General features: G+C 71.6%; 23 protein-coding genes. 15 read left to right on the top strand and 8 right to left on the bottom strand.

Features of this window, described 5'->3' with window-relative positions; genetic code table 11:
* Nucleotides 1–159 precede the first annotated feature (159 nt).
* Complete coding sequence (locus ACFPZ3_RS19350) at nucleotides 160–537, top strand: hypothetical protein (protein ID WP_379515536.1); 378 nt, start codon at nucleotides 160–162, stop codon at nucleotides 535–537.
* Between the two features lie 87 nt (nucleotides 538–624).
* Here the strand turns inward: ACFPZ3_RS19350 and ACFPZ3_RS19345 are convergent, their stop codons facing one another.
* Nucleotides 625–1,302 (bottom strand): GntR family transcriptional regulator, encoded by a 678-nt coding sequence (locus ACFPZ3_RS19345; protein WP_379515535.1) that lies wholly within the window; start codon nucleotides 1,300–1,302, stop codon nucleotides 625–627.
* Between the two features lie 85 nt (nucleotides 1,303–1,387).
* On the opposite strand from ACFPZ3_RS19345, the gene ACFPZ3_RS19340 reads away from it, so the two are divergent.
* The 9 genes from ACFPZ3_RS19340 to ACFPZ3_RS19300 are packed head-to-tail and all read left to right on the top strand — an operon-like array spanning nucleotide 1,388 to nucleotide 8,607.
* Nucleotides 1,388–2,191 (top strand): FAD binding domain-containing protein, encoded by an 804-nt coding sequence (locus tag ACFPZ3_RS19340; RefSeq protein WP_379515534.1) that lies wholly within the window; start codon nucleotides 1,388–1,390, stop codon nucleotides 2,189–2,191.
* 32 nt (nucleotides 2,192–2,223) lie between these two features.
* Nucleotides 2,224–2,709: a (2Fe-2S)-binding protein gene (locus ACFPZ3_RS19335; RefSeq protein ID WP_379515533.1), complete on the top strand. Its 486-nt coding sequence runs from the start codon at nucleotides 2,224–2,226 to the stop codon at nucleotides 2,707–2,709.
* Complete coding sequence (locus tag ACFPZ3_RS19330) at nucleotides 2,706–4,103, top strand: xanthine dehydrogenase family protein molybdopterin-binding subunit (RefSeq protein WP_379515532.1); 1,398 nt, start codon at nucleotides 2,706–2,708, stop codon at nucleotides 4,101–4,103. The genes ACFPZ3_RS19335 and ACFPZ3_RS19330 overlap by 4 nt, the downstream gene beginning before the upstream one ends.
* 2 nt (nucleotides 4,104–4,105) lie before the next feature.
* On the top strand, nucleotides 4,106–5,107 hold the full coding sequence (locus ACFPZ3_RS19325; protein WP_379515531.1) for a xanthine dehydrogenase family protein molybdopterin-binding subunit: 1,002 nt from the start codon (nucleotides 4,106–4,108) through the stop codon (nucleotides 5,105–5,107).
* 33 nt (nucleotides 5,108–5,140) lie between these two features.
* On the top strand, nucleotides 5,141–5,443 hold the full coding sequence (locus ACFPZ3_RS19320; RefSeq protein WP_379515530.1) for an EthD family reductase: 303 nt from the start codon (nucleotides 5,141–5,143) through the stop codon (nucleotides 5,441–5,443).
* Nucleotides 5,440–6,324 (top strand): AAA family ATPase, encoded by an 885-nt coding sequence (locus ACFPZ3_RS19315; RefSeq protein WP_379515529.1) that lies wholly within the window; start codon nucleotides 5,440–5,442, stop codon nucleotides 6,322–6,324. Before ACFPZ3_RS19320 ends, ACFPZ3_RS19315 begins: the two co-directional genes overlap by 4 nt.
* 32 nt (nucleotides 6,325–6,356) lie before the next feature.
* On the top strand, nucleotides 6,357–7,538 hold the full coding sequence (locus tag ACFPZ3_RS19310) for a vWA domain-containing protein (protein ID WP_379515528.1): 1,182 nt from the start codon (nucleotides 6,357–6,359) through the stop codon (nucleotides 7,536–7,538).
* Entirely contained in the window at nucleotides 7,535–8,434 is a 900-nt protein-coding gene (locus ACFPZ3_RS19305; protein WP_379515527.1) for an amidohydrolase family protein, read from the top strand. The genes ACFPZ3_RS19310 and ACFPZ3_RS19305 overlap by 4 nt, the downstream gene beginning before the upstream one ends.
* Before the next feature lie 26 nt (nucleotides 8,435–8,460).
* Nucleotides 8,461–8,607, top strand: a complete 147-nt coding sequence (locus ACFPZ3_RS19300) for a hypothetical protein (protein ID WP_379515526.1) — start codon at nucleotides 8,461–8,463, stop codon at nucleotides 8,605–8,607.
* A gap of 10 nt (nucleotides 8,608–8,617) precedes the next feature.
* Here the strand turns inward: ACFPZ3_RS19300 and ACFPZ3_RS19295 are convergent, their stop codons facing one another.
* The 5 genes from ACFPZ3_RS19295 to ACFPZ3_RS19275 form a co-directional block, all read right to left on the bottom strand.
* On the bottom strand, nucleotides 8,618–9,181 hold the full coding sequence (locus ACFPZ3_RS19295; RefSeq protein ID WP_379515525.1) for a TetR/AcrR family transcriptional regulator: 564 nt from the start codon (nucleotides 9,179–9,181) through the stop codon (nucleotides 8,618–8,620).
* Nucleotides 9,174–10,010, bottom strand: coding sequence for an alpha/beta fold hydrolase (locus ACFPZ3_RS19290; protein ID WP_379515524.1), 837 nt, complete (start codon nucleotides 10,008–10,010; stop codon nucleotides 9,174–9,176). Before ACFPZ3_RS19290 ends, ACFPZ3_RS19295 begins: the two co-directional genes overlap by 8 nt.
* A gap of 69 nt (nucleotides 10,011–10,079) precedes the next feature.
* A complete protein-coding gene (locus ACFPZ3_RS19285; protein ID WP_379515523.1) occupies nucleotides 10,080–10,844 on the bottom strand; it encodes an ABC-2 transporter permease in 765 nt (254 codons plus the stop codon).
* On the bottom strand, nucleotides 10,841–12,379 hold the full coding sequence (locus ACFPZ3_RS19280) for a DUF1349 domain-containing protein (RefSeq protein ID WP_379515522.1): 1,539 nt from the start codon (nucleotides 12,377–12,379) through the stop codon (nucleotides 10,841–10,843). Before ACFPZ3_RS19280 ends, ACFPZ3_RS19285 begins: the two co-directional genes overlap by 4 nt.
* Nucleotides 12,376–13,293 (bottom strand): ATP-binding cassette domain-containing protein, encoded by a 918-nt coding sequence (locus ACFPZ3_RS19275; RefSeq protein WP_379515521.1) that lies wholly within the window; start codon nucleotides 13,291–13,293, stop codon nucleotides 12,376–12,378. Before ACFPZ3_RS19275 ends, ACFPZ3_RS19280 begins: the two co-directional genes overlap by 4 nt.
* Before the next feature lie 87 nt (nucleotides 13,294–13,380).
* Here ACFPZ3_RS19275 and ACFPZ3_RS19270 point away from each other — a divergent pair, with 87 nt between their 5' ends.
* The 5 genes from ACFPZ3_RS19270 to ACFPZ3_RS19250 all read left to right on the top strand — a co-directional run bounded on the left by ACFPZ3_RS19270 (nucleotide 13,381) and on the right by ACFPZ3_RS19250 (nucleotide 18,150).
* Nucleotides 13,381–14,538, top strand: coding sequence for a sensor histidine kinase (locus ACFPZ3_RS19270; protein WP_379515520.1), 1,158 nt, complete (start codon nucleotides 13,381–13,383; stop codon nucleotides 14,536–14,538).
* Nucleotides 14,535–15,197 (top strand): response regulator transcription factor, encoded by a 663-nt coding sequence (locus ACFPZ3_RS19265; protein WP_379515519.1) that lies wholly within the window; start codon nucleotides 14,535–14,537, stop codon nucleotides 15,195–15,197. Before ACFPZ3_RS19270 ends, ACFPZ3_RS19265 begins: the two co-directional genes overlap by 4 nt.
* Nucleotides 15,198–15,360: 163 nt before the next feature.
* A complete protein-coding gene (ppk2, locus tag ACFPZ3_RS19260; RefSeq protein ID WP_379515518.1) occupies nucleotides 15,361–16,242 on the top strand; it encodes a polyphosphate kinase 2 in 882 nt (293 codons plus the stop codon).
* 73 nt (nucleotides 16,243–16,315) lie between these two features.
* Nucleotides 16,316–17,836, top strand: a complete 1,521-nt coding sequence (locus ACFPZ3_RS19255; RefSeq protein WP_379515517.1) for a CYTH and CHAD domain-containing protein — start codon at nucleotides 16,316–16,318, stop codon at nucleotides 17,834–17,836.
* 107 nt (nucleotides 17,837–17,943) lie between these two features.
* Complete coding sequence (locus tag ACFPZ3_RS19250; RefSeq protein WP_379515516.1) at nucleotides 17,944–18,150, top strand: hypothetical protein; 207 nt, start codon at nucleotides 17,944–17,946, stop codon at nucleotides 18,148–18,150.
* 11 nt (nucleotides 18,151–18,161) lie between these two features.
* Here the strand turns inward: ACFPZ3_RS19250 and ACFPZ3_RS19245 are convergent, their stop codons facing one another.
* Nucleotides 18,162–19,040 (bottom strand): HpcH/HpaI aldolase/citrate lyase family protein, encoded by an 879-nt coding sequence (locus ACFPZ3_RS19245; RefSeq protein ID WP_379515515.1) that lies wholly within the window; start codon nucleotides 19,038–19,040, stop codon nucleotides 18,162–18,164.
* The gene (locus ACFPZ3_RS19240; protein ID WP_379515514.1) at nucleotides 19,030–20,223 is read right to left on the bottom strand and encodes a CaiB/BaiF CoA transferase family protein; all 1,194 of its coding nucleotides are present in this window, start codon (nucleotides 20,221–20,223) and stop codon (nucleotides 19,030–19,032) included. Before ACFPZ3_RS19240 ends, ACFPZ3_RS19245 begins: the two co-directional genes overlap by 11 nt.
* Nucleotides 20,224–20,301 lie beyond the last annotated feature (78 nt).

Raw genomic sequence — 20,301 nt, 5'->3', positions numbered from 1 at the left:
CGACAGCGGAAACACAACGCAAGAATTCTCCGGCGATTTGTTTGGACCGGCTGAAACCCGGATCGGCCGAGAAAGAATATTGCCGATATGTCTTGACGATTCCCGAGAGCGATCCGGCACGATGAGAGGACAAAAGGAAGGACAGCAGCGGGAGGATTCATGCTGAAAGAAGCAGGCGCCATAGGCGTCCTCGTGGCCGCCCTTTTCGCCCCGTCGACCTCGGCTTCGGCCCAGTCCACGGAAAATCGCGCCATCGGCGTGTCCGCCGTATCCACCTCTCTCGGAATCTGCACGTCCGCGAATAGACGCGACTGCAAGTGGATGGAAGACGGCAACAAGCGCTGCTATTACTGCAAGAAAAAGAAGGGCGGCTGGAAGCGCCAGTACTGCGAGGGCAAGAGGGAGCGGGGCCCGAGAGAGCTCGAATGCACCTCGGCCGCGGCGCCGACCGCCACCAACCCGAAGCGGGTCTGCGAGAAATGCGTGGACCAGAAGTCCGGGAAACTCGTGTCGACCAAGTGCTCGACGCCCGGCTAGCCGAGACTCGTCCCTGACGGCCCAGACGACGAACAGCACCAGCGCGGGACGCCTTCAGCGGCGTCCCGCGCCCATGAGAACAGGCGGTCAGCCGGCGGCGGAGTCGCGGGTGCGGCCGTGGGCGTCGTGCGGGAGGTCGGCGTAGTGCCATTGGTGGTCGCGGGCATGTCTGCACGCGACCTCCAGGTCGCCGTCCTCGATCGCGGCCAGCAACCCGGCGTGGTCCCGGACGATGTCGTGCAGGTCGACCTCGGTGGCGACCATCGTGACCGACGTCCGCGCCTCGATCTGCAGGCCCTCCCAGGTGAGCTTGAGCAACTCGTTGTGCGCGGCCTCGACGATGCGCCGGTGGAAGGACACGCTGGCGCGCGCCGACGCCTCCCCGTCGCCGCTCTCCGCGGCGGCCCGCATCGTCTCCACATCCGCCCGCATCGCCTCCACCGGCACGGTCCCGGCCAGCAGGGCGAGCCGGGTGGCGGTCTCCTCCAGCGCCGCCCGCACGACGTAGCTCTCGCGCAGGGTCTCCTGTACGAAGGGGCGCACGAAAGTGCCGCGGCGCGGCTGGGTCTCCACCAGCCGCATGGCCTCCAGCTCGCGCAGCGCCTCGCGCACCGGCGCCTGACTGGTGCCGTAGGTCGCCGCGAGCCGCGTCTCCACCAGCCGCTCACCCGGGCCGAAGTGGCCGGACACGATGCTGGCGACCAGCGAGTCGCGGATCTGCCGCGCCAGCGTGAGGCGCGGCAGCTTGGCGGGCTCTTCGGTCATGAGGTGATCCTTTTGTTCGCGGGAGCTCTTGACGCGTACTTGTCGATAATCAATTATCGATAATCATAGCCAAGGAGGCCCGCACATGGTCATCCGCGCGGTGCACGTGCCGGAGTCAGCCGACGCCGTGATCGCCTGCCTGGCAGGGGGCGGCTGGATCATGGGTGGCGGCACGGCCGTGATGCCGCTGGTGAACAGCGGGACCGCGCCCGTCACCGAGCTGGTCAGCCTGCGCCGGGCAGGGCTGGGCGGCGTCGAGGTGGGCGACGGGGTGGCCAGGATCGGGGCGGCGGCCACGTTCGCCGCCGTCGGCGAGCACCCGGGGCTCGCGTTCCTGCGCCCCGCGCTGCGCACGATCGCCTCCCCGACCATCCGCAACCAGGCCACCGTGGGCGGCAATCTGTTCGTCGCACAGCCCTACGGCGATCTGGCCGTCTGCCTGCTCGCCCTCGACGCGACCTGCGAGATCGCCGGGCCGGTCGGCCGGCGCGACGCATCGGTGGCCGAAGTGCTGGCCTCCGGGGTCGCCGCGGACGAGGTCGTCGTGGCGGTACGGGCCACGCTGCCCGAGCCCGGCGACTGGTACTACCACAAGGCCATGCGCCGCCGGCTGAACTCGGCGGCGATCGTGACCGTCGCCTCCGTCACCCGGGTCGACGGCGGCGTGGTCACCTCCGCCAGGATCGCGCTGGGCGGCGTCGCGTCACTTCCGGTGCGCGCGGTGTCGGCCGAGCGCCTGCTGCTGGGCCGGCCGCTGACCCACGAGACCCTCACCGAGGCGGGCGAGGCGGCCCGTGACGACATCGACCCCTTCGACGACGCCTACGCCAGCGCGTGGTACCGGGCGCGGGTCCTGCCCGTGCACCTGCGCCGCGCCTTTCTCCCCTAGCAACGCAAGGCCGCATCAGTAAGAGGTGGACCGTGCCGTCACAGATCGTCTCGCTCGTCGTCAACGGAGAGCAACGCGAGTTCATCGCCGCGCCGGGCGCCACGCTGCTCGCCAGTCTGCGCGAGTCGCTGGGGCTTACCGCGGCCAAGCGGGGATGCGCGCAGGGCGCCTGCGGCACCTGCACCGTCCTGGTCGACGGCCGGCCCGAGGTCTCCTGCCTGGTCGCGGTGGAGACCGTCGCGGGCCGCTCGATCCGTACGCTGGAGGGGGTCGCCGCCGGCGGTGAGCTGGACGAGGTGCAGAGCGCCTTCGTCGACTGTTTCGCCACCCAGTGCGGCTTCTGCACGGCCGGCATGATCATGGTCGCCGAGGCGCTGCTCGACCGGAACCCCGATCCGAGCGAGGAGGACGTGGTCGAGGCGATCTCGGGCAACGTCTGCCGGTGCACCGGCTACCGGCCCATCATGATCGCCATCCTGGAGGCGGCCAAGCGCCGCCGTACGGTGGTGTCGCGATGACCTACCGGCTCGCCCCGATCGACACGAGCACCTTCGCCGCCGAACGGGCCGCCGCGGACGCCGGCGACCTCACGGTCATCGGCTCGGTGGTCCAGCGCTCCGACGCGCGCGGGCACGTCACCGGGCGTACCGAGTTCTTCGAGGACGTGGCCCCGCCGCGACTCGCCCACCTCAAGATGCACCGCTCGGCCCGGCACCACGCGCGGATCCTGAACGTGGACCTGAGCGAGGCCCTGGCCGTGCACGGCGTCCTGCGGATCCTCACCCACGCCGACATCCCGAACAACCTCTTCACCCCGCTCAAGCTGATCGGCGTCGGGCCGGACGACGAGCCCATCCTGGCCGTGGACAAGGTGCGCTACCTCGGCGAGCCGATCTGCGCCGTGGTCGCCGCGACCGAGGCGGCGGCGCTGGAGGGCGCGGCCCGGATCAAGGTCGCCTACGAGGACCTGCCCCCGGTCTTCGACGTCGAGGAGGCGCTGGAAGAGGGCGCGCCGCTGGTCAACGAGTACCACGGGCAGAACCACTTCATCTACGAGGGCCATCACTGCCGGCGGATCAGGTTCGGCGACGTGGAGGAGGCGTTCGCGCGCGCCGACCACGTCTTCGAGTGGCGCTACCAGTCCGCGCCGATCGAGCAGGCTCCCGTCGAGACCACCGGCTGCGTCGTCGTCCCGCAGGCCGACGGGCGGCTGCGCATCCACTCCGACACCCAGGCGTGCTTCTTCACCCTCGACAACACGGCCCTGATCCTGGAGACGCCGTTCAACAAGTTGCGCATCGTCGGCGGCACGGTCGGCGGCGGTTTCGGCGGCAAGGTGGACGTGGTGGTCGAGCCGGTCGCGTGCGTGGCCGCGATGCTGGCCGACCGCCCGGTCAAGTTCGTCTATGACCGGGCCGAGGAGATGCAGGTCTCCTCGCCGCGCGCCGCCGAGCGCATCTACATCAAGGACGCGGTCATGAACGACGGCCGGATCATCGGCCGCAAGGTCACCCTGTACGTCGACGCGGGCGCCTACGCCCGCCACAGCCCGTACGGCACCACGAAGGCCGCCGCGCACCTGCCCGGCCCCTACTCGATCCCGAACGTGTGGGCCGACTGCCACTGCGTGTTCACCAACCGCACGCCGTCCAGCGCCATGCGCGGCTTCGGCGTGACCATCGCCGACTTCGCGCTGGAGTCGCAGATGGACCGGATCGCCCGCGCGCTGGACCTGGACCCGCTGCGGCTGCGGCTGCTCAACGCCTACCGCGACGGGGACCTCAAGGCCCACCGCAAGGTCGCCGAGGGCACGGCCCTGGTCGAAGTGATCCAGAAGGTGGCGGAGATCTCCGGGCACGAGCTGCCCGAGGCGTACCGCCGCATGTCCTCCACCGGCAGAGAAGGGCTGTGACGATGGCGAAGCTGCGCGGCCGCGGGTACGCCTCGGTGAACTACCCGACCGGCATGAACCTGGGCGGCGACCCCTCGCAGGCGCTGGTCCACGCCACGACCACGGGCACGTTCGTGATCTCGCTGTCCTCGGTGGACCTGGGGCAGGGCATCAAGACGATCGCCGCCCAGTGCGCCGCCGAGACGCTGGGGCTGCCGATCGAGAACGTGCTCGTCGACACCGCCGACACCGACACCGGCCCGCACTGCATGGGCACCTTCGCCAGCCGCGGCACCCACCGCGTCGGCAACGCCGTCATCATGGCCGCATCCGAGGCACGCGGCGTGATGCTGGAGGTCGCGGCCGAGGAGATGGAGGTCGACGCCGCGGACCTGGAGACCGACGGCACCGGCTTCATCCAGCTCAAGGGCGCGCAGGACAAGCGCATCCACATCACCGATCTGGCGCTGGCCGCGCACTTCAAGCACGGGCGGACGATCTCCGGACGCGGCATCTACCTCAAGGAGCCGAGCACGCCGGTGCCCGAGACGGGGGAGATGGACCCCGACTCCTGCCAGGCGCACGCGTGCACGGCCGCCGTCGTCGAGGTGGACGACGAGACCGGGGTGGTCGAGGTGGTGGAGCTGTACAACGTCTACGAGGTCGGCAGGGCGCTCAACCCGGCCATGGCGACGCAGCAGGTGGAGGGCGGGGCCTGGATGGGCGTGTCGCACGCGCTGTTCGAGACCACCGAGCCGTACTACCCGATTCGCGACCACGGGCCGCGCGACTTCGCCGGGTACCTGATGCCCGGGCCCGCCGACATCCCCGTCCAGCACAGCCTGTTCCTGGAACGCCCGGCCGCGAACGGGCCGTACGGCGCGAAGGGGATCGGCGAGATGACGGCGAACGCCCCGATCCCGGCCATCGCCAACGCGATCTTCGACGCCTGCGGCGTGCGCCTGGACTCGATGCCGTTCACCCCCGAGCGTGTCCTGCGCGGGCTTGACGACCTGCGCGGCTGATGTCACCGGTCACCGTAAATCTGAGGAGGAACCATGTTGAAGGTCGTCTCGCTGCTCAAGCGCGCCGAGGGACTGTCCCACGAGGAGTTCGCGAAGTGGGTGGTGGAGGATCACGTCGAGTTCGCCAGGAAGCTGCCAGGCCTGCGGAGGTACACGGTGAGCGTGACCAACGCCGACGGAGGGGCGTACGACTCGGTGAACGAGCTGTACTTCGACGATGAGGACGCGCGGGCCGCCGCGTTCGGCTCCGAGCACGGCAAGGCCGCGGCGGCCGACGCCGCGGCGCACACCTCACAGCGCATCCACTTGCTGACCACCGAGCACGCGCAGTTGTGACGACCGACGGCGTCGCGCCCGGCCTCCTGCGCGAGCACGAGCTGGCCGCCGCGCTGGAGGCGCAGGGCTACTTCGCCGACGAGGGGCTGTGCACGGCCGTCCACCTGGCGTTGCGGCTGGACCGGCCGCTGCTGCTGGAGGGCGAGCCCGGCGTCGGCAAGACCGAGGTCGCCTCGGTGCTCTCGCGCGTCACCGGCCTGGACCTGATCCGCCTGCAGTGCTTCGAGGGCCTGGACGCCGGCCAGGCCCTCTACGAATGGGACTACCCCAAGCAACTTCTCCAGGTCCGGGTGGCCGAGAGCCGCGGCCAGGACGTCGGCGACCTGTACCGGGAGGAGTTCCTGCTGCGCAGGCCACTGCTGCGCGCCGTGCAGGCCGAGCGGGGCGCGGTGCTGCTGATCGACGAGATCGACCGGGCCGACAGCGAGTTCGAGGCGTTCCTGCTGGAGTTCCTGGGCGACTTCCAGATCACGATCCCGGAGCTGGGCACGATACGGGCGCGCACACCGCCGATCGTGGTGCTGACCTCCAACCGTACGCGCGAGTTGCACGACGCGCTCAAGCGGCGCTGTCTCTACCACTGGATCGCCTTCCCCGAGCCGGGCCGCGAGCGGGCGATCCTGCGCGCCGCGGTGCCCGGGCTGGAGGAGCGGGCGGCGGAGGGCCTCGTCCGGGCGGTGCAGCGCGTACGCCGCCTGCCGCTGCTCAAACGCCCCGGCATCGCCGAGTCGGTGGAGTGGGCCCGCGGCGCGCTGGCCCTGGCCGAGGGCGGCAGCCCGTGGCCGGTGGCGCTGCGCCGGGCACTCGGCCTGCTGATCAAGGACGAGGAGGACACCCGGCTGCTCCTCGGGCACGCGGAGGAGGTCTTCGACGATCCCTGACCCGGCCGTGCTCGCGGAGGAGGTCTTCGACGATGCCTGATCCGGCCGTGCTCGCGGCGGATCACCTGTGGGGGTTCCTGAGCGCGCTGCGCGGCGCGGGCGTGCCCGCCGCGCCGACCAAACGGGCGGACCTGCTGCGGACGATCGCCGAGTCCCCGCCGCCCGACCTGACCGTGCTGTACTGGTACGCCCGGATCACTCTGTTGCAGGACGTGAGCGATCTGCCCGCCTTCGACCGCGTCTTCGATGCCTGGTTCCGGCGGGGCGGCCCCGGACCCGCCGACCCGCCGCTCGAAGCGGACGACGGCGGCGCGCAGTCCCCCGGCGGCCCCGGCGCGGACGACCCGCCGCCCCGCGAGGTGCGGCCGGGCGACGGGATCGAGGCCAGCACCTTGAGCACCCACGGCACGCGCGACTTCGGCAGGACCGACGAAGGCCGGGCCGCGTACATGCGCGCGCTCCAAGCCGCCTGGCCCGCCGTGTTGCCCGCCGTCCCGTCACGGCGGCGCCGCCCCGCCCGGTCGGGGGACCGGCTGGACGTGCGGCACGCGTGGCGACAGGCCCACCGCCACGACGGGGAGATCATCCAGCTACGCCGCCTCGCCCGCCCACCGCGCCCGCGCCGGCTGCTGATCCTCATCGACGTCTCCGGCTCGCTCCGGCCGCACAGCCCGGACCTGCTCCGCGCCGCGCACACCGCGCTGCGCGCGGCGCCGGCACGTACGGAGGTGTTCACCTTCGGCACCCGGCTCACCCGGATCACCGCCGCGCTCTCGCACCCGCACGCCGACCAGGCGCTGCGGGCCGTGTCGAGGCTGGTCACGGACGCCGACGGCGGTACGGCGATCGGCACGGCGCTGCAAGGCTTCCTGGGCAACCCGCGTTTCGTGGCGCTCGCCCGCGGAGCGCTCGTGATCGTGCTGTCCGACGGGCTCGAACGCGGCGACCCCGTCCCCATGGTGCGCGCCACGGCTCGCCTGTCGCGGCTCAGCCACCGGCTTGTCTGGTGGTCCCCGCTGGCCTGCTCGCCGGCCTACCGCCCCGTCACGCGCGCCATGGCCGCCCAGCTCCCGAGCCTGGACCACCTCGGCGGCGTCCGCGACCTGGCCACCATGCTGGCGGAGGTCCGACGCCTCCCCGCCGTCCTGTCCGGCCCCCGCCACCTCGCGGCGCGGCGCTGGTCCACCCCGCGAACCTTGGGAACGACGCCATGACCCACGCCCCCGCCGAAATCGTCGACGCGCACCACCACATCTGGCGCGCCGCCGACCTGCCCTGGCTGCAGGGGGAGATGGTTCCGCGCATCTTCGGCCCGTACGAGCCGATCCGCCGTGACTATCCCGCGTCCGAGTACGCCGCCGAGGCCACCGCCTGCGGCATCACCTCTGCGGTCTACGTCCAGGCCAACTGGCGGATCGACCGCTGCGTGGATGAGGTGCGGTGGTTGCGCGAGGTACACGCCGAGACCGGCTGGCCCACCGCCGTGGTGGGCTCCGCCGACCTGTTCGACGAGGGCGCGGTCGAGGTCATGCGCCGCCAGGACGCCCTCACCCCGCTCGTCCGCGGCACCCGGCTGCAACTGCACTGGCACGAGCGGCCGGAGTTCCGCTTCGCCGCCGGCCCCGACCGGATGAAGGACCCTGTCTTCCGGCGCAACATCGCCGCGCTGGCCGACCTCGGCTGGTTGTTCGAACTCCAGGTGTTCCCCGCGCAGATGGCCGACGCCGCGGCCCTCGTGGCCGACTTCCCCGACGTGACCTTCGTGCTCGTCCACGCCGGGATGCCGGTGGGCTTAGGGGCGGCGGTCCTCGGCGAGTGGACCCGCGGCATGAGGCTGCTGGCCGAGCGGCCCAACGTCGTGGTGAAACTCACCGGCCAGGGCACCTTCGTGCACCGCGTGGACCGGGCGCTGATCGAGACGGTGACGGCGACCTGCCTGGACCTGTTCGGCTCCCGGCGCTGCATGTGGGGCAGCAACTTCCCGATCGAGAAGCTCTGGACCGACCTGGCCACCCTGCTCTCCACCTGGCAGGAGGTGCTCTCCGGCCGATCAGAGGAGGAGCAGCGGGACGTGTTCTCCGCGACGGCCACCCGGGTCTACCACCTGTGAACTGACTTTCGACAGGGGCGTGGCGGGTGCCGGTCTGGGCCTCGGTCGGCCCATTCCCCGGCACCTTGCTGCTGGCCGTCGCGGCCTGGCGCTCGGGCAGTCCGCTCGGCGTTCAGGTGCCGCGTGATCGGCTGCCGGCGCCGACCGGCCGGTCCAAGGCGCTGAGCTGGTGAGGAGCCCGGCTCAGCGGTCTTCGTCCGCGCGGGCGACCCCTGAGATGATCATGCGGGTCAGCAGGTCGTAGCTGTCGTCGGTGCTCTCCGCGAGCCCGAAGCCGCCCGCCGACTCCAGAACCGCGAACCCGTGCACCGCCGCACGCAGGCAGCGGGCCGCGTGGATCGTGCCGGAGTCGCCCAGCCCGTACGCGCGCAACGACGCGAGCAGGATGTCCAGCAGGCGATCGCCCGCCGCCTGCGTGCCGGGCTGAGGCGTCTGGATGACCGCGGCGTAGCGGTGCGGATGCCGCAGGACGTAGGCGCGCCAGGCGTTCATGAGGGCGCGTACCGCCTCGTCGCCCGAGCGGCCGAGCACCGCGTCGCCCGCCAGGGCGGAGATCTCGTCGGTGACCCGTGCCGACAGCAGCTCGCGCAGCTCGGCGAGGTTGCGTACGTGCTTGTAGAGCGAGGGGGTGGCCACGCCCGCCCGCGCGGCCACCGCCGACAACGTCAGGGCCTCGGGCCCGCACTCGTCGACCACCAGCGCCGCGAGATCGACCACGCTCTCCCGCGACAGCGCCGCCCTAGCCACGGGTGCGCTCCTTGATGAACGGCACCATCGCCGCCGCCACCTCGGCCGGGTATTGGGCGTGCGGGTAGTGGCCGGCGCCCTCGATCATCGTGACGGTGCCGCGTCCGGCGGGCATGGCGGCGACGATGCCGTCGGCCTCGGCTCGCGGGTCGGCCCAGTCGGGGTCGAGCGTGCCCATGATGACCAGGGCGTCGCGGGTGATGTCAGGCAATTGGGCGCCGGCGTCCGTCGGGGCGGACTGGCCCATCTTGGCGACCACGGCCATCCGGCCCGGCCTGCGCAGGTCGGCCTCCAGGGTGGCGATGTAGTCGTCGTAGTCGGCGGGCTTGGCGCCCGGGAGGGCGTGGTCGAGGTAGCGCTTCCACAACCCGACGCTGCGCAGGATGGCCGTGCCCATCAGCAGGGTGATGCCCTTGCGGTGGTGGCCGTTGCGCAGCAGGCCGCCCAGGTCGATCTTCTGCGCCCGGGTGAACGGGCCGATCTCCACCAGGGCGCTGACCAGCTCGGGCGCCTGGGCGGCGGCGATGGTGGCCGCTCCGCCCGAGAACGAGTGCCCTGCGATCGCGGCGGGACCGCCCAGGTGGCGGATCAGGGCCAGCAGGTCGCCGGCCACGTCGGTGCGGGTGTAGGAGGCCCAATCGGCGCTTGATTCGCCGTGCCCGCGCAGGTCCGGGCTCGCCACCCGGAAACCGGCCGCCACCAGCTGGGGAACCAGGAACCTGAACGCCTTCCTGCCATCGCCCATCCCGTGCGCCAGCACCACCAGCGGTCCTTCGCCGGTCACGTCGTAGGCGAGCCGCCCGCCGTCGATCTCCAAGAACTCGGTCATGTCTTTCCCTCTCGGCTATTTGCTATAACCGAGAGGCTAATGGCATTAGCCTGCGTCGTCAAGTGGCGGTCATGCGTCGCGCATCCGTAACAGCAGCCCGCCGCCCAGGAGCGCCGCGGCGGCCCATGCGGCGAGCACACCCAGGCCGGCCCATGGGCTGAGGGGCAGGCTGGACAGGTTGGTGGTGGCCTGGATGGCGAGGCCGGCGTTCATGGGGGAGATCCGCCAGAGAATCCGCTGCCAGTGATCGTCGCCGATCATGAGGATGAGGGCGGGGAAGAGGTAGAGCAGGCCGAGGACGACCCCGATGGCGGTGGCGGAGTCCCGCACGGCGGTGGCGACCCCCAGGCTGAACAGGGCGATCAGCGCCAGATAGAGGACCGAGCCGACGGCGGCGCGCAGCATGGGGCCGCTGGTGAGGATGAGCATGTCGGGGGTGAAGCCGTTGCCGAGCAGGATGCGCCGTGCGGCCAGCGAGGAGACGAGCACGGCGACGCTCCCGGCGATCAGGGTCAGGCCGGCCAGGATGATCGCCTTGGCCGCCAGGACGCCGGCCCGGCGCGGCATGGCCGTCAGGGTGACGCGGATCATGCCGCTGCCGTGCTCGCCGGTGATCGCCAGGACCGCCAGGATGGCGACGACCGCCTGACTCACCTGGACCCCGAAGAGGCTGATCTCGGCGGGGTCGTAGCCGCAACCCTTTGCGGCGCAGGACACGACGGCGCAGGCCGCGACGCTGACGGCGACGGTCAGCACGACGATCGTGAGCAGCAGCGGGCCGGTGCCCGCCAGGGTGCGGAGTTTCGTCCACTCCGCGTGCAGGTGCTCTCTCATGCGTCCCTCCGGCGGAGCTGGACGACGGCCAGGCCGAGGACGAGCGCGGCATAGCCGGCCAGCACGGCCAGGCCGGCCCACGGTGGCAGCGGGTAGAACCCGGCGATGGGCGCGTAGTGGCCGAGCATGTGCGCGTACTCCGGGATGCTCTGCTGGATGGCGAAGCCGGCCGCCGGGGTGACGCGCAGCAACCATTGCGCGGCGCTGTCGGGGAGGACCGAGGTGGTCGCCAGGACGTGCGGGACCACGATCACCGCGACGGCGGTGATGACCGCCGCGACACTGCGTCGCAGCAGCGCGCCGAGGGCGAGGGCCAGCACGGCGGCCAGCGCGAACAACGCCGCCATCCCGACCACGACGCGCACCTGGGTGAGCAGGGACACCGGCAGGACGGCGTTGCCGTTGTCGCGCAGGATCCGCCCGCCGGCCGTGAACGTGATCGCGGTGGCGGGCAGGGCGGCGGCGAAGGTGACCAGGCCGAGCGCCAGCGCCTTGGCTGCCAGCATCCGGCCGCGGTGCGGGCCGGCCAGCAGGGTCGTCCGGATCAGGCCGTGCCGGTACTCGGCGGTGATGAACATGACCGCCACGACGATCACCAGGATCAGCCCGGTCAGCGCGCTGCTGAGGGGACGTTCGGGGGGCGAGCCCTCGATGGCCGGCGCGATGTCGCCGACGCCGGTTACCGAGAAGGTGCCACCGGACTGGCTGGCGCGGCCCGGGTGGTGCGCCGACCCGTCGGGTGCGACGCTGACACCGATGTCGTCGTTGCGCCACGCGCCGGACGTGTTGCCTTGGAGCTTGACCTGGTCGAACTCGCCGGTGGCCTCGGTAAAGCGGGCCGCCGCGATGGACCCGCCGAGATCCCCCTGCGTGACCGTGAGGTCGCCGGGGGAGGTCGCGAACATTCCGACCTGGACGGTCTGCGGTAGCCCGGTCAGGGCCGTGGCGCCGATCTGGGCCCAGCTCGTGCCGTCGGCGGACTCGTACCCGGTGAGGGTGTCGCCGGAGCGGGTCAGCCGCAGCCAGCGCGGCGACTGCTTGGACACGCCGCCCGGCCGACCGGCCATGTCGTGGGTGAAGTTGTGCTGCATCCGCACCCCGCGCTCACCGGTCATCATCACCGCCGCGTAGGCAGAGCCCTGCTTCGTGCTCTCCTTGATCATGACTCCGGCCTTCGCCCACGGCACGACCCCGGCGACCACGTTGCGCTGCCCTGGGGTGACGTCGGGCTTACGGATCTGGCCGGTCATGGAGGTGAGGCGGACGGTGATGCTGCCATCCCCGGCCAGCGGCCGGTGCACGAAATAGAACTTGTCGTCCACCGCTTCGCCGCCCGGACCCACCAGAGGCGGGGGACAGGCGACCTCGACCGGACCAGAGCTGCACGAGGCATGATTGCTGGACGCGGACAGCAGCCCGAGCAGCACGGTGACCAGCGCCGCCGCCGTCATGGCGACCATCCAGCCGCGTACCGTCCTGAACTTCGTCCACTCGGCGCGCAGCAGTCGCCAGAAGCGATGGGAGAGGGCGCTCATCGTGCCGTTCCCCGGTATTCGACCGCGTCGCCGGTGAGGTCCATGTAGGCCTGCTCCAGCGTCACCCGATGCGCCGCCACCTCGGAGAACGGCACCGCGTTCGCGTTGAGCACGGCCACGACGCGTTCGGGGGGCAGCCCCGAGACCACCAGCGTGTCGCGATCGGTCACGGCCACGGTGGCGCCGGCGGGACCCAGCACCGACATCGCCGCGGGACCCGCCGCCGTACGCAAGGTGACCCGGCCGCGGGAGGCGGTCGTGATCAGCTCGGCCACGCCGGTGTCGGCGATGACGCGGCCCCTGCCCACCACCACGAGATGGTCGGCGGTGTCCTCGAGCTCGCTCATCAGATGGCTGGACACCAGCACGGCACGCCCCTCATCGGCCAGCGACCGCAGCAGGCCGCGCATCCAGACGATGCCCTCGGGATCCAGGCCGTTGACCGGTTCGTCCAGCATGAGCACCGGCGGGTCCCCCAGCAGCGCGGCGGCGATGCCGATCCGCTGGCGCATGCCCAGCGAGAAGCCACCCGCCCTGCGCCGGGCCGCGGAGCTCATCCCCACCAGTTCGAGCACCTCGTCGACCCGCCTGCCGTGCAGCCCCTGGGAATGGGCCAGCCACAGCAGGTGGTTGCGCGCGGTGCGGCCGGGTTGCAACGCGCCCGCGTCCAGCAGCGCGCCGACGTGGCTGAGCGGGGTGCGCAGGCTCGTGTACGGCCGCCCGCCGACCAGCGCGTGACCCTCGTCGGCCGCGTCCAGGCCGAGGATCACCCGCATCGTGGTGGACTTGCCCGCCCCGTTGGGGCCGACGAACCCGGTGACCTGTCCCGGCGACACGGTGAACGACATGCCGTCCAGCGCCATGGTCCGGCCGAACCGCTTGCGCAGCCCGTTGACTTCGATGGTTGCCTGCATGCGATCGGTTGTACGGCCCCGGCCCTAACAGGGGCCGAACGGAGGCTGTCACATCGTTGTTAGGTCCGGCACGGCATCCTGGAACCCATGAGAAAGTGGCGACGCCCGGCGCGCATGCGCTTCACCCTTCTGTACGGTGCCATGTTCATGCTGTCCGGCGTCGTGCTGCTGGTCATCGCCAACCTCGTGGGCCTCGGCGGGACGCAGGTCAGCCGGACGACGTTCCCCGGGGCTCCGCCGGTCACGCTCGCCGCCGCCAACGACCACATCGCCTCCCTCCAGGCCCAGCTGTCGGACACCCACACGGCCCAGTTGCGTCAGCTCCTGATCGGCTCGGCGGTGGCGCTGGCGGTCATGGCCGTGGTGTCGGTCGTCATGGGCCGGGTCATCGCGGGCCGGGTGCTGCGCCCGCTGCGGGTGATCACCGCGGCCACCCGCCGGATCTCCGCCGACAACCTGCACGAACGGCTGGCCGCGCAGGGCCCGGCCGACGAGGTCAAAGATCTCGCCGACACCATCGACGGGCTGCTGGAACGGCTGGAGAGCTCGTTCGCGGCGCAGCGCCGGTTCGTGGCCAACGCCTCCCACGAGCTGCGCACGCCGCTGACCACCATGCGCGCCTCCCTGGACGTGGCCATGGCCAAGCCGGAGCCCGTACCGGCGCAGACCGCCGGGCTGGCCGACCGGCTGCGCACCGAGCTCGACCAGATCGACCGGCTGCTCGACGGGTTCCTCATGCTCGCCCGCGCCCAGCACGGCGCCCTGACCGACCGTACGGTACTCTCGCTCGGCCGCCTGGCGAGCGCCGCCCTGGAGGCCAGGGCGGCCGACGTCACCGCCAAGAGCCTCACCGTGCACGCCGACGCCGACGACGGCGCGTGGACGCAGGGGAACGGGACGCTCCTCGCCCGCATGATCGACAACGTGATCGACAACGCCATCACCCACAACCACCACGGCGGCCGCATCCACCTCGCCACCACCACCGAGGGCGCGACGGCCAGGCTCGTCGTCGAGACCGGCGGGCGCCTTCTCGACCAGGAGCAGGTCGATCGGCTGGCCCAGCCCTTCCAGCGGCTCGGCGCCGACCGCACCCGCTCCGGCGACGGCTCAGGGCTCGGCCTGTCGATCGTCGCGGCCATCGCCGCCGCGCACGACGGCGCCCTCGACCTGCGGGCCCGGCCGGAAGGCGGTCTGCGGGCCGCCATCTCGCTGCCCGTGGCGACCGCGCGGGTTCCGGCATGAGAGTGCTCCTGGTCGAGGACGCCCGCTCCCTCGCCGCCGTACTGGTCGAAGGGCTGAGCGATCAGGGGATGGCCGTGGACGTGGCCTACGACGGGCTGGAGGCCGCCGCCAAGCTCGACGTCAACGCCTACGACGTGGTCGTCCTCGACCGTGACCTGCCGGGCATCCACGGCGACACGCTCTGCCAGATGATCACCGACCGCGACGACCGCGCCATGGTTCTGATGCTGACCGCCGCCGACTCGCCCATGGACCGGGTCGCCGGCCTGACGCTGGGGGCCGACGACTACCTGGCCAAGCCCTTCCACTTCCCCGAACTGGTGCTGCGCATCCACTCCCTGGCCCGCCGCCGGCCCTCCGCCCGGCCCCGTACGCTGCGCGCGGCGGGCATCGAGCTCGACCCGCTGTGCCGGACCGTCACCCGCGACGGCCGGCACCTGGACCTGTCGGTCAAGGAGTTCGCCCTGCTCGAAGCGCTCCTGCGCGCCTTCCCCGCCTTCCTCAGCGCCGAGGACCTGCTTGAGCAGGTGTGGGACGAGTACGCCAACCCCCTGACCAACACCGTCACGGTCACCATCGGCCGCCTGCGCCGCAAGCTCGGCGAGCCCGCGGCCATCACCACGACGCCCGGGGTGGGGTACCGGATCACGGCTCCCTGATCTGGAGCGATCACCCCGGCCGAGGCTCGGCGCGATCGGGTACGCCGACGCGTCGTCGATCGTCGAAGAGCGCAGGTCGGGCGGCCGGCTCGCTCGCGGACGGTTTCCTCCGCTAATGGGCGTTCGTGAGGGCAGAGGGAGTGTCGTGGAGGAAAGCTCTCTGTTGGATGCGACCCCGGGCCTGCTGGTAGACGACAGCGACGACGACGATCCGGTGCTGGTGCGGCCCGACGGCACCCGGGTGGACACCTGGCGTGAGCACTATCCGTACCCCGAGCGGCTGGCCCGCGAGGACTACGACCACTTCAAGAGACTCCTGCAGATCGAGTTGGTGAAGTTGCAGTACTGGGTCAAGGAGCGCGGCGAACGGCTGGTGATCGTCTTCGAGGGCCGCGACGCGGCGGGCAAGGGCGGCACGATCAAGCGCTTCACGGAGCATCTCAACCCGCGCGGCGCCACCGTGGTGGCGCTGGAGAAGCCGTCGGAACGCGAACGCACCCAGTGGTACCTGCAGCGCTACCTCTCCCACCTGCCCGCGGCCGGGGAGATCGTGCTGTTCGACCGCTCCTGGTACAACCGGGCCGGGGTGGAGCGGGTGATGGGCTTCTGCACCGAGGCCGAATGCCAGGAGTTCATGGTGCAGGCGCCGATGTTCGAGCGTGCTCTGGTCCGCGACGGCATCCATCTGTTCAAGTTGTGGTTCTCGGTGACGCGCTCCGAGCAGCGCACCCGCTTCATCATCCGTCAGGTCGATCCGGTACGGCAGTGGAAGCTGTCGGCGATGGACCTGGCCTCCCTCGACAAATGGGACGAATACACCGCCGCCAAGGAGGAGATGTTCCTCAACACGGACATCGCCGAGGCGCCGTGGACGGTCATCAAGAGCAACGACAAGAAGCGGGGCCGGCTGGAGGCGATGCGGCACGTGCTGAGCCGGTTCGACTACGACGACAAGGACCATGACGTGGTCGGCTGCCCGGATCCGATGATCGTCAGATCGGCGTCCGACATCTACGACGAGGACCACACCGCGCCATCCCCCTGAATCGGGCGATTCACTCGTTTCGTGCCGTTCGCCTGGGTAGTGGGGGTGTTTCGGAGAGGTGAGGAGTCGTGTGATGGCCGGCCATGTGGAGGTCGAACGCAAGTACGAGATCGACGGCGTCGACGAGGTCGCGATCGAGGACTTCACCGGACCTGACGGCCGGGTCACGGTGGATGAGCCGGAGACCCGGCGGCTGGTGGCCGACTATGTCGACACCCAGGCCCTGACCCTGGCCGGCCACGGCATCACGCTGCGCCGCCGCCGGGGCGGCCAGGACGAGGGCTGGCATCTCAAGCTGCCGATGGCCAAGGGATCCAGGCGCGAGGTGCGCGCTCCGCTCGGAACGGGGGCGCATCGGGTGCCCGCGCGGCTGGCCAAGCTGGTCATGGCCCACGTACGGGGGCGCGAACTCGTCCCCATCGTCACCCTGGAGACCACCCGCACGATACGGCGGCTGCGTGACGACCGCGGTGAGGTGCTGGCGGAGGTGGCCGACGACGTGGTTCACGGGCGCCGCCTGGACGGCGACCAGCGATCCGTGTCGTGGCGCGAGATCGAGGTCGAACTGGTGGACGGCCCCACCGCCGTCCTGGACACGGTGGAGGCCAGGCTGCGCGAGTCCGGGGCGGTGCCGTCCCCGGCCGGCTCCAAGCTGGCACGCGTGCTGGGCGACGACCTCGCCCCGGATCCCGCCCTCGAACCCGGGCGCAGCGCGGGAACGGTGCTGATCGCGTACGTGCGGCGGCAGCGCGACCAACTGCTCGCCTACGACCCACTGGTACGGCTGGCCGACCACGACGACGACTCGGTGCACAAGATGCGCGTGGCCGTACGCCGGATCCGCAGCCTGCTGCGTACCCACTCCCGGCTGCTGGACCGCGACCGGATCGGCGCTTTCGACGCGGAGCTGAAATGGTTGGCCGGCGAACTGGGCACGGTCCGCGATCTCGAAGTGCTCACCGCCCGCTTCGACCGGCGCCTCGCCGACCAGAGCGACACCAAGGGACACCTGGCGGACGCGGAATGGCCCGCCCACCTGGCCGCGCGGGAACGCAGGGCCCGGCAGGAGCTGAACAGGACGCTGCGCACGCCGCGCTACTTCGCCGTGCTGGCCGCCATCGACGACTTCATCGCCGGCCCGCCCTTCCACGACCAGGCGAGACGTAAGGTCAGCCGCCTCACGCCCACGCTGGTGGCCAAGAGCTGGCGCAAGGTCCTGAGCAAGTACGCCAAGGCCAGGCATCTGCCAGAAGGCCCCGAGAGCGACCGCGCCCTGCACTCCACCCGCAAGGCGGCCAAGCGCGCCCGCTACACCGCCGAGGCGGCCACGCCTTCTCTCGGCAAACCCGCCAGGAAACTCGCCAAACAGGCGGAACGCCTGCAGGAAGCGCTCGGCCGTCGTCAAGACGCGCTGGTCGCCCGGCGGCAGCTCACTGAGCTCGCCACACGCCCCGGCCTGACGACCGCCGACGCCTTCACCCTCGGCCTGCTGCTGGCCACAGAGCGCCACGAGGCCGCCGAGGCGGACCACGCCCTCGCCCCCGCCTGGGACCGGGCCGCCGACCCCAAGCTCCTGCGCGCGCTCAAATCCTGATCCCCGGCTGGTGACAGGGGATCCCCATCTGCCGGGCGGGCTTGCCCCTTCGTCCGCGAGTGCGCAGACTGAGCGGTGACCCTTTCCGGGAAGAGATGAGAACGCCAGTGAAGGCATGGATCCTGCTGATCGTCGGCGTGCTGTTCGCCCTGATGGGGGCGGTGTGGACGCTGCAAGGGCTGGGCATTCTCGGTGGCAGCGCGATGAGCGGCGTCACCACCTGGGCGATCATCGGCCCTGTCGTGGTCGTCGTCGCCGTGGCCGTCGCCGTGTTCGGCGCACGAGACCTGGCCAGAAGGAAGCCCCGCGACTGACCCGCACCACGTCACGGTCCACCGCCGAGGGCGGCACGTGCTCTGGCCGCCATGGCCTCGTCCACCATCTCGCCCTCGAAGGTGATCGCACCGGCTCCGCCCGCCTGGGCCCGGTCCACGGCGGCGATCAGCCGTTCGTAGCGGGCGAGCTCCTCGGGGCTCGGTGAGAACACCTCGTTGATCACCGGGACGTGGGAGGGGTGGATGGCTACCATGCCCTCGTAGCCGAGGGAGCGGTTCTGCTCGGCGAAGGCGCGCAGCCCGTCGAGGTCGGCGATGTCCGTCCACAGGCCGGCGACGGGGCAGGGCACGGCCGCGGCGCGGGCGTCGAGCAGGACGCGGGAGCGCAGGGCCAGGGTCTCGGTCCCGTCGCGGCTCCAGCGGTAGCCGATCGCGCGTTCGACGTCCCCGCCCTTGCCGGTGACCGCTCCGAGGTAGGCGACTCTCGGGGCGGCGCGCGCGATCTCGTACGCCTCCCTCAGGGCGGCGGCGCTTTCGAGCAGCGGCACCAGGGCGATGTGCCCGTCGGGCAGGCCGTGCTCGCGTTCGCACCAGCTCAGCAGCCGGTCGGCGAGTAGCACGTCGGCGGGGCCGTTCACCTTGGGCAGGACCACTCCGGCCAGACGGGGGAGGGCGACGGCGCGCAGGTCCTGGGCGCCCGCCCAGCCGTCGAGCGGGTTGATCCGGACGAAGAGCGCCATGTCGCCGGTCATGTTCGCGACGGCCTCGGCCACGTGGTCGCGGGCGGCGGGTTTCCCGGCAGGTGGGACGGCGTCCTCAAGGTCGAGGATGGCCGCGTCGGCCCCGGCGGCCTCGGCCTTGGCGAGCCAGCCGGTCCTGGTGCCGGGGACGAACAGCAGGGAGCGCAGCGCCGGGCGTTCAGATGACACCGCGTTTCTCCAGATCGTCGACGTCGAGCCCGAGCCACTCGCGGTAGACCAGGTCGTTGTCCTGGCCGAGCGCGGGCCCGGTGCGCCAGACGCGGCCGGGCGCCTGGTGGAAATGGGGGAGGGCGGCCTGCATGCGGACGGGCCCGAGGTCGGGGTCGTCGACGGTGATGATGTCGCCGCGTTCGGCGTAGACGGGGTCGGAGGCGATGTCCTCCGCGGTGAAGACGCGCGAGGCGACCACCTCGGCGTCCGCGAACGCGCGCAGGCATTCCTCGGTGCCGCGCGCCGCCACCCAGGCGCGCAGTTCGGTGTCCAGCCGTTCGCGCCCGGCGAGTTGCTGCCGGGTGGTGGCGTACTCCTGCTCGGGCAGGCCCAGGAGGCGGACGACGTTCAGGACGGAACGCAGGGTGGCGGAGGTGACGGTGATCCAGTCGGCGTCGGCGGAGAGGTAGGTGTTGATGACGGCGGCGGGGGCGACGGCCAGCTGATTGCCGGACCTGCCGGGGACGACGCCGAGCTGGTCGTGCGTGATGACCTGCCACTCGACGAGCCGGAAGAGCGGCTCGAAGAGGGCCAGGTCGATCCACTCGCCGTCGAACGACGGGTCGTTCGCCCGGCGGTGCAGGGCGGCGAGCACGGCGTACGCGCCCATCAGCCCGGTCACCGCGTCCCCGTGCGAGAACCCCGTGTGCACGGGCGGCCCGTCAGGGAAGCCGGTCAGGTGCACCACGCCGCTGCGGGCCTCGCCGACCTTGCCGAAGCCGGGGGCGTCCGCCCGCGACGAGGTCGCGCCGAACCCGGAGATCTGCAGCAGGACGGCGGTGGGATTGACGCGGTGCACGGCCTCCCAGTCGAGCTCCCAGGCCCGCAGCCGCGACGCGCGCAGCGTGACGATCACGACGTCGGCCCAGGCCACCAGCCGGTGGGCGACCGCGCGGCCGCCGGGGTCGTGCAGGTCCAGGGTGACCGAGCGCTTGTTGCGACCGGCGACCTTGAACCACAGCGGCACGCCGTCACGTGTCGGCCCCATCGCGCGGGCGGCGTCGCCGGAGCCGGGCGGTTCGACGTGGACGACGTCCGCGCCCTGGTCGGCGAGCATGGAGCCGGCCAGCGGCCCGGCGACCACGTGGGCGAACTCCACCACCTTCAATCCGCGCAACTGCCCGCACTGTTCAGAGGCCACGCATGAACTCCTTCGTCCCGTTCGATGGAGCTTCATCGTGCACAGACCCAGAAATGCGGGTCCAGCAGGCTGAGTGGA

The organism is Nonomuraea insulae (assembly GCF_042656245.1).
The sequence above is the reverse complement of the archived record's forward strand: the minus strand, read 5'-3'. Positions and strand labels throughout refer to the sequence as shown.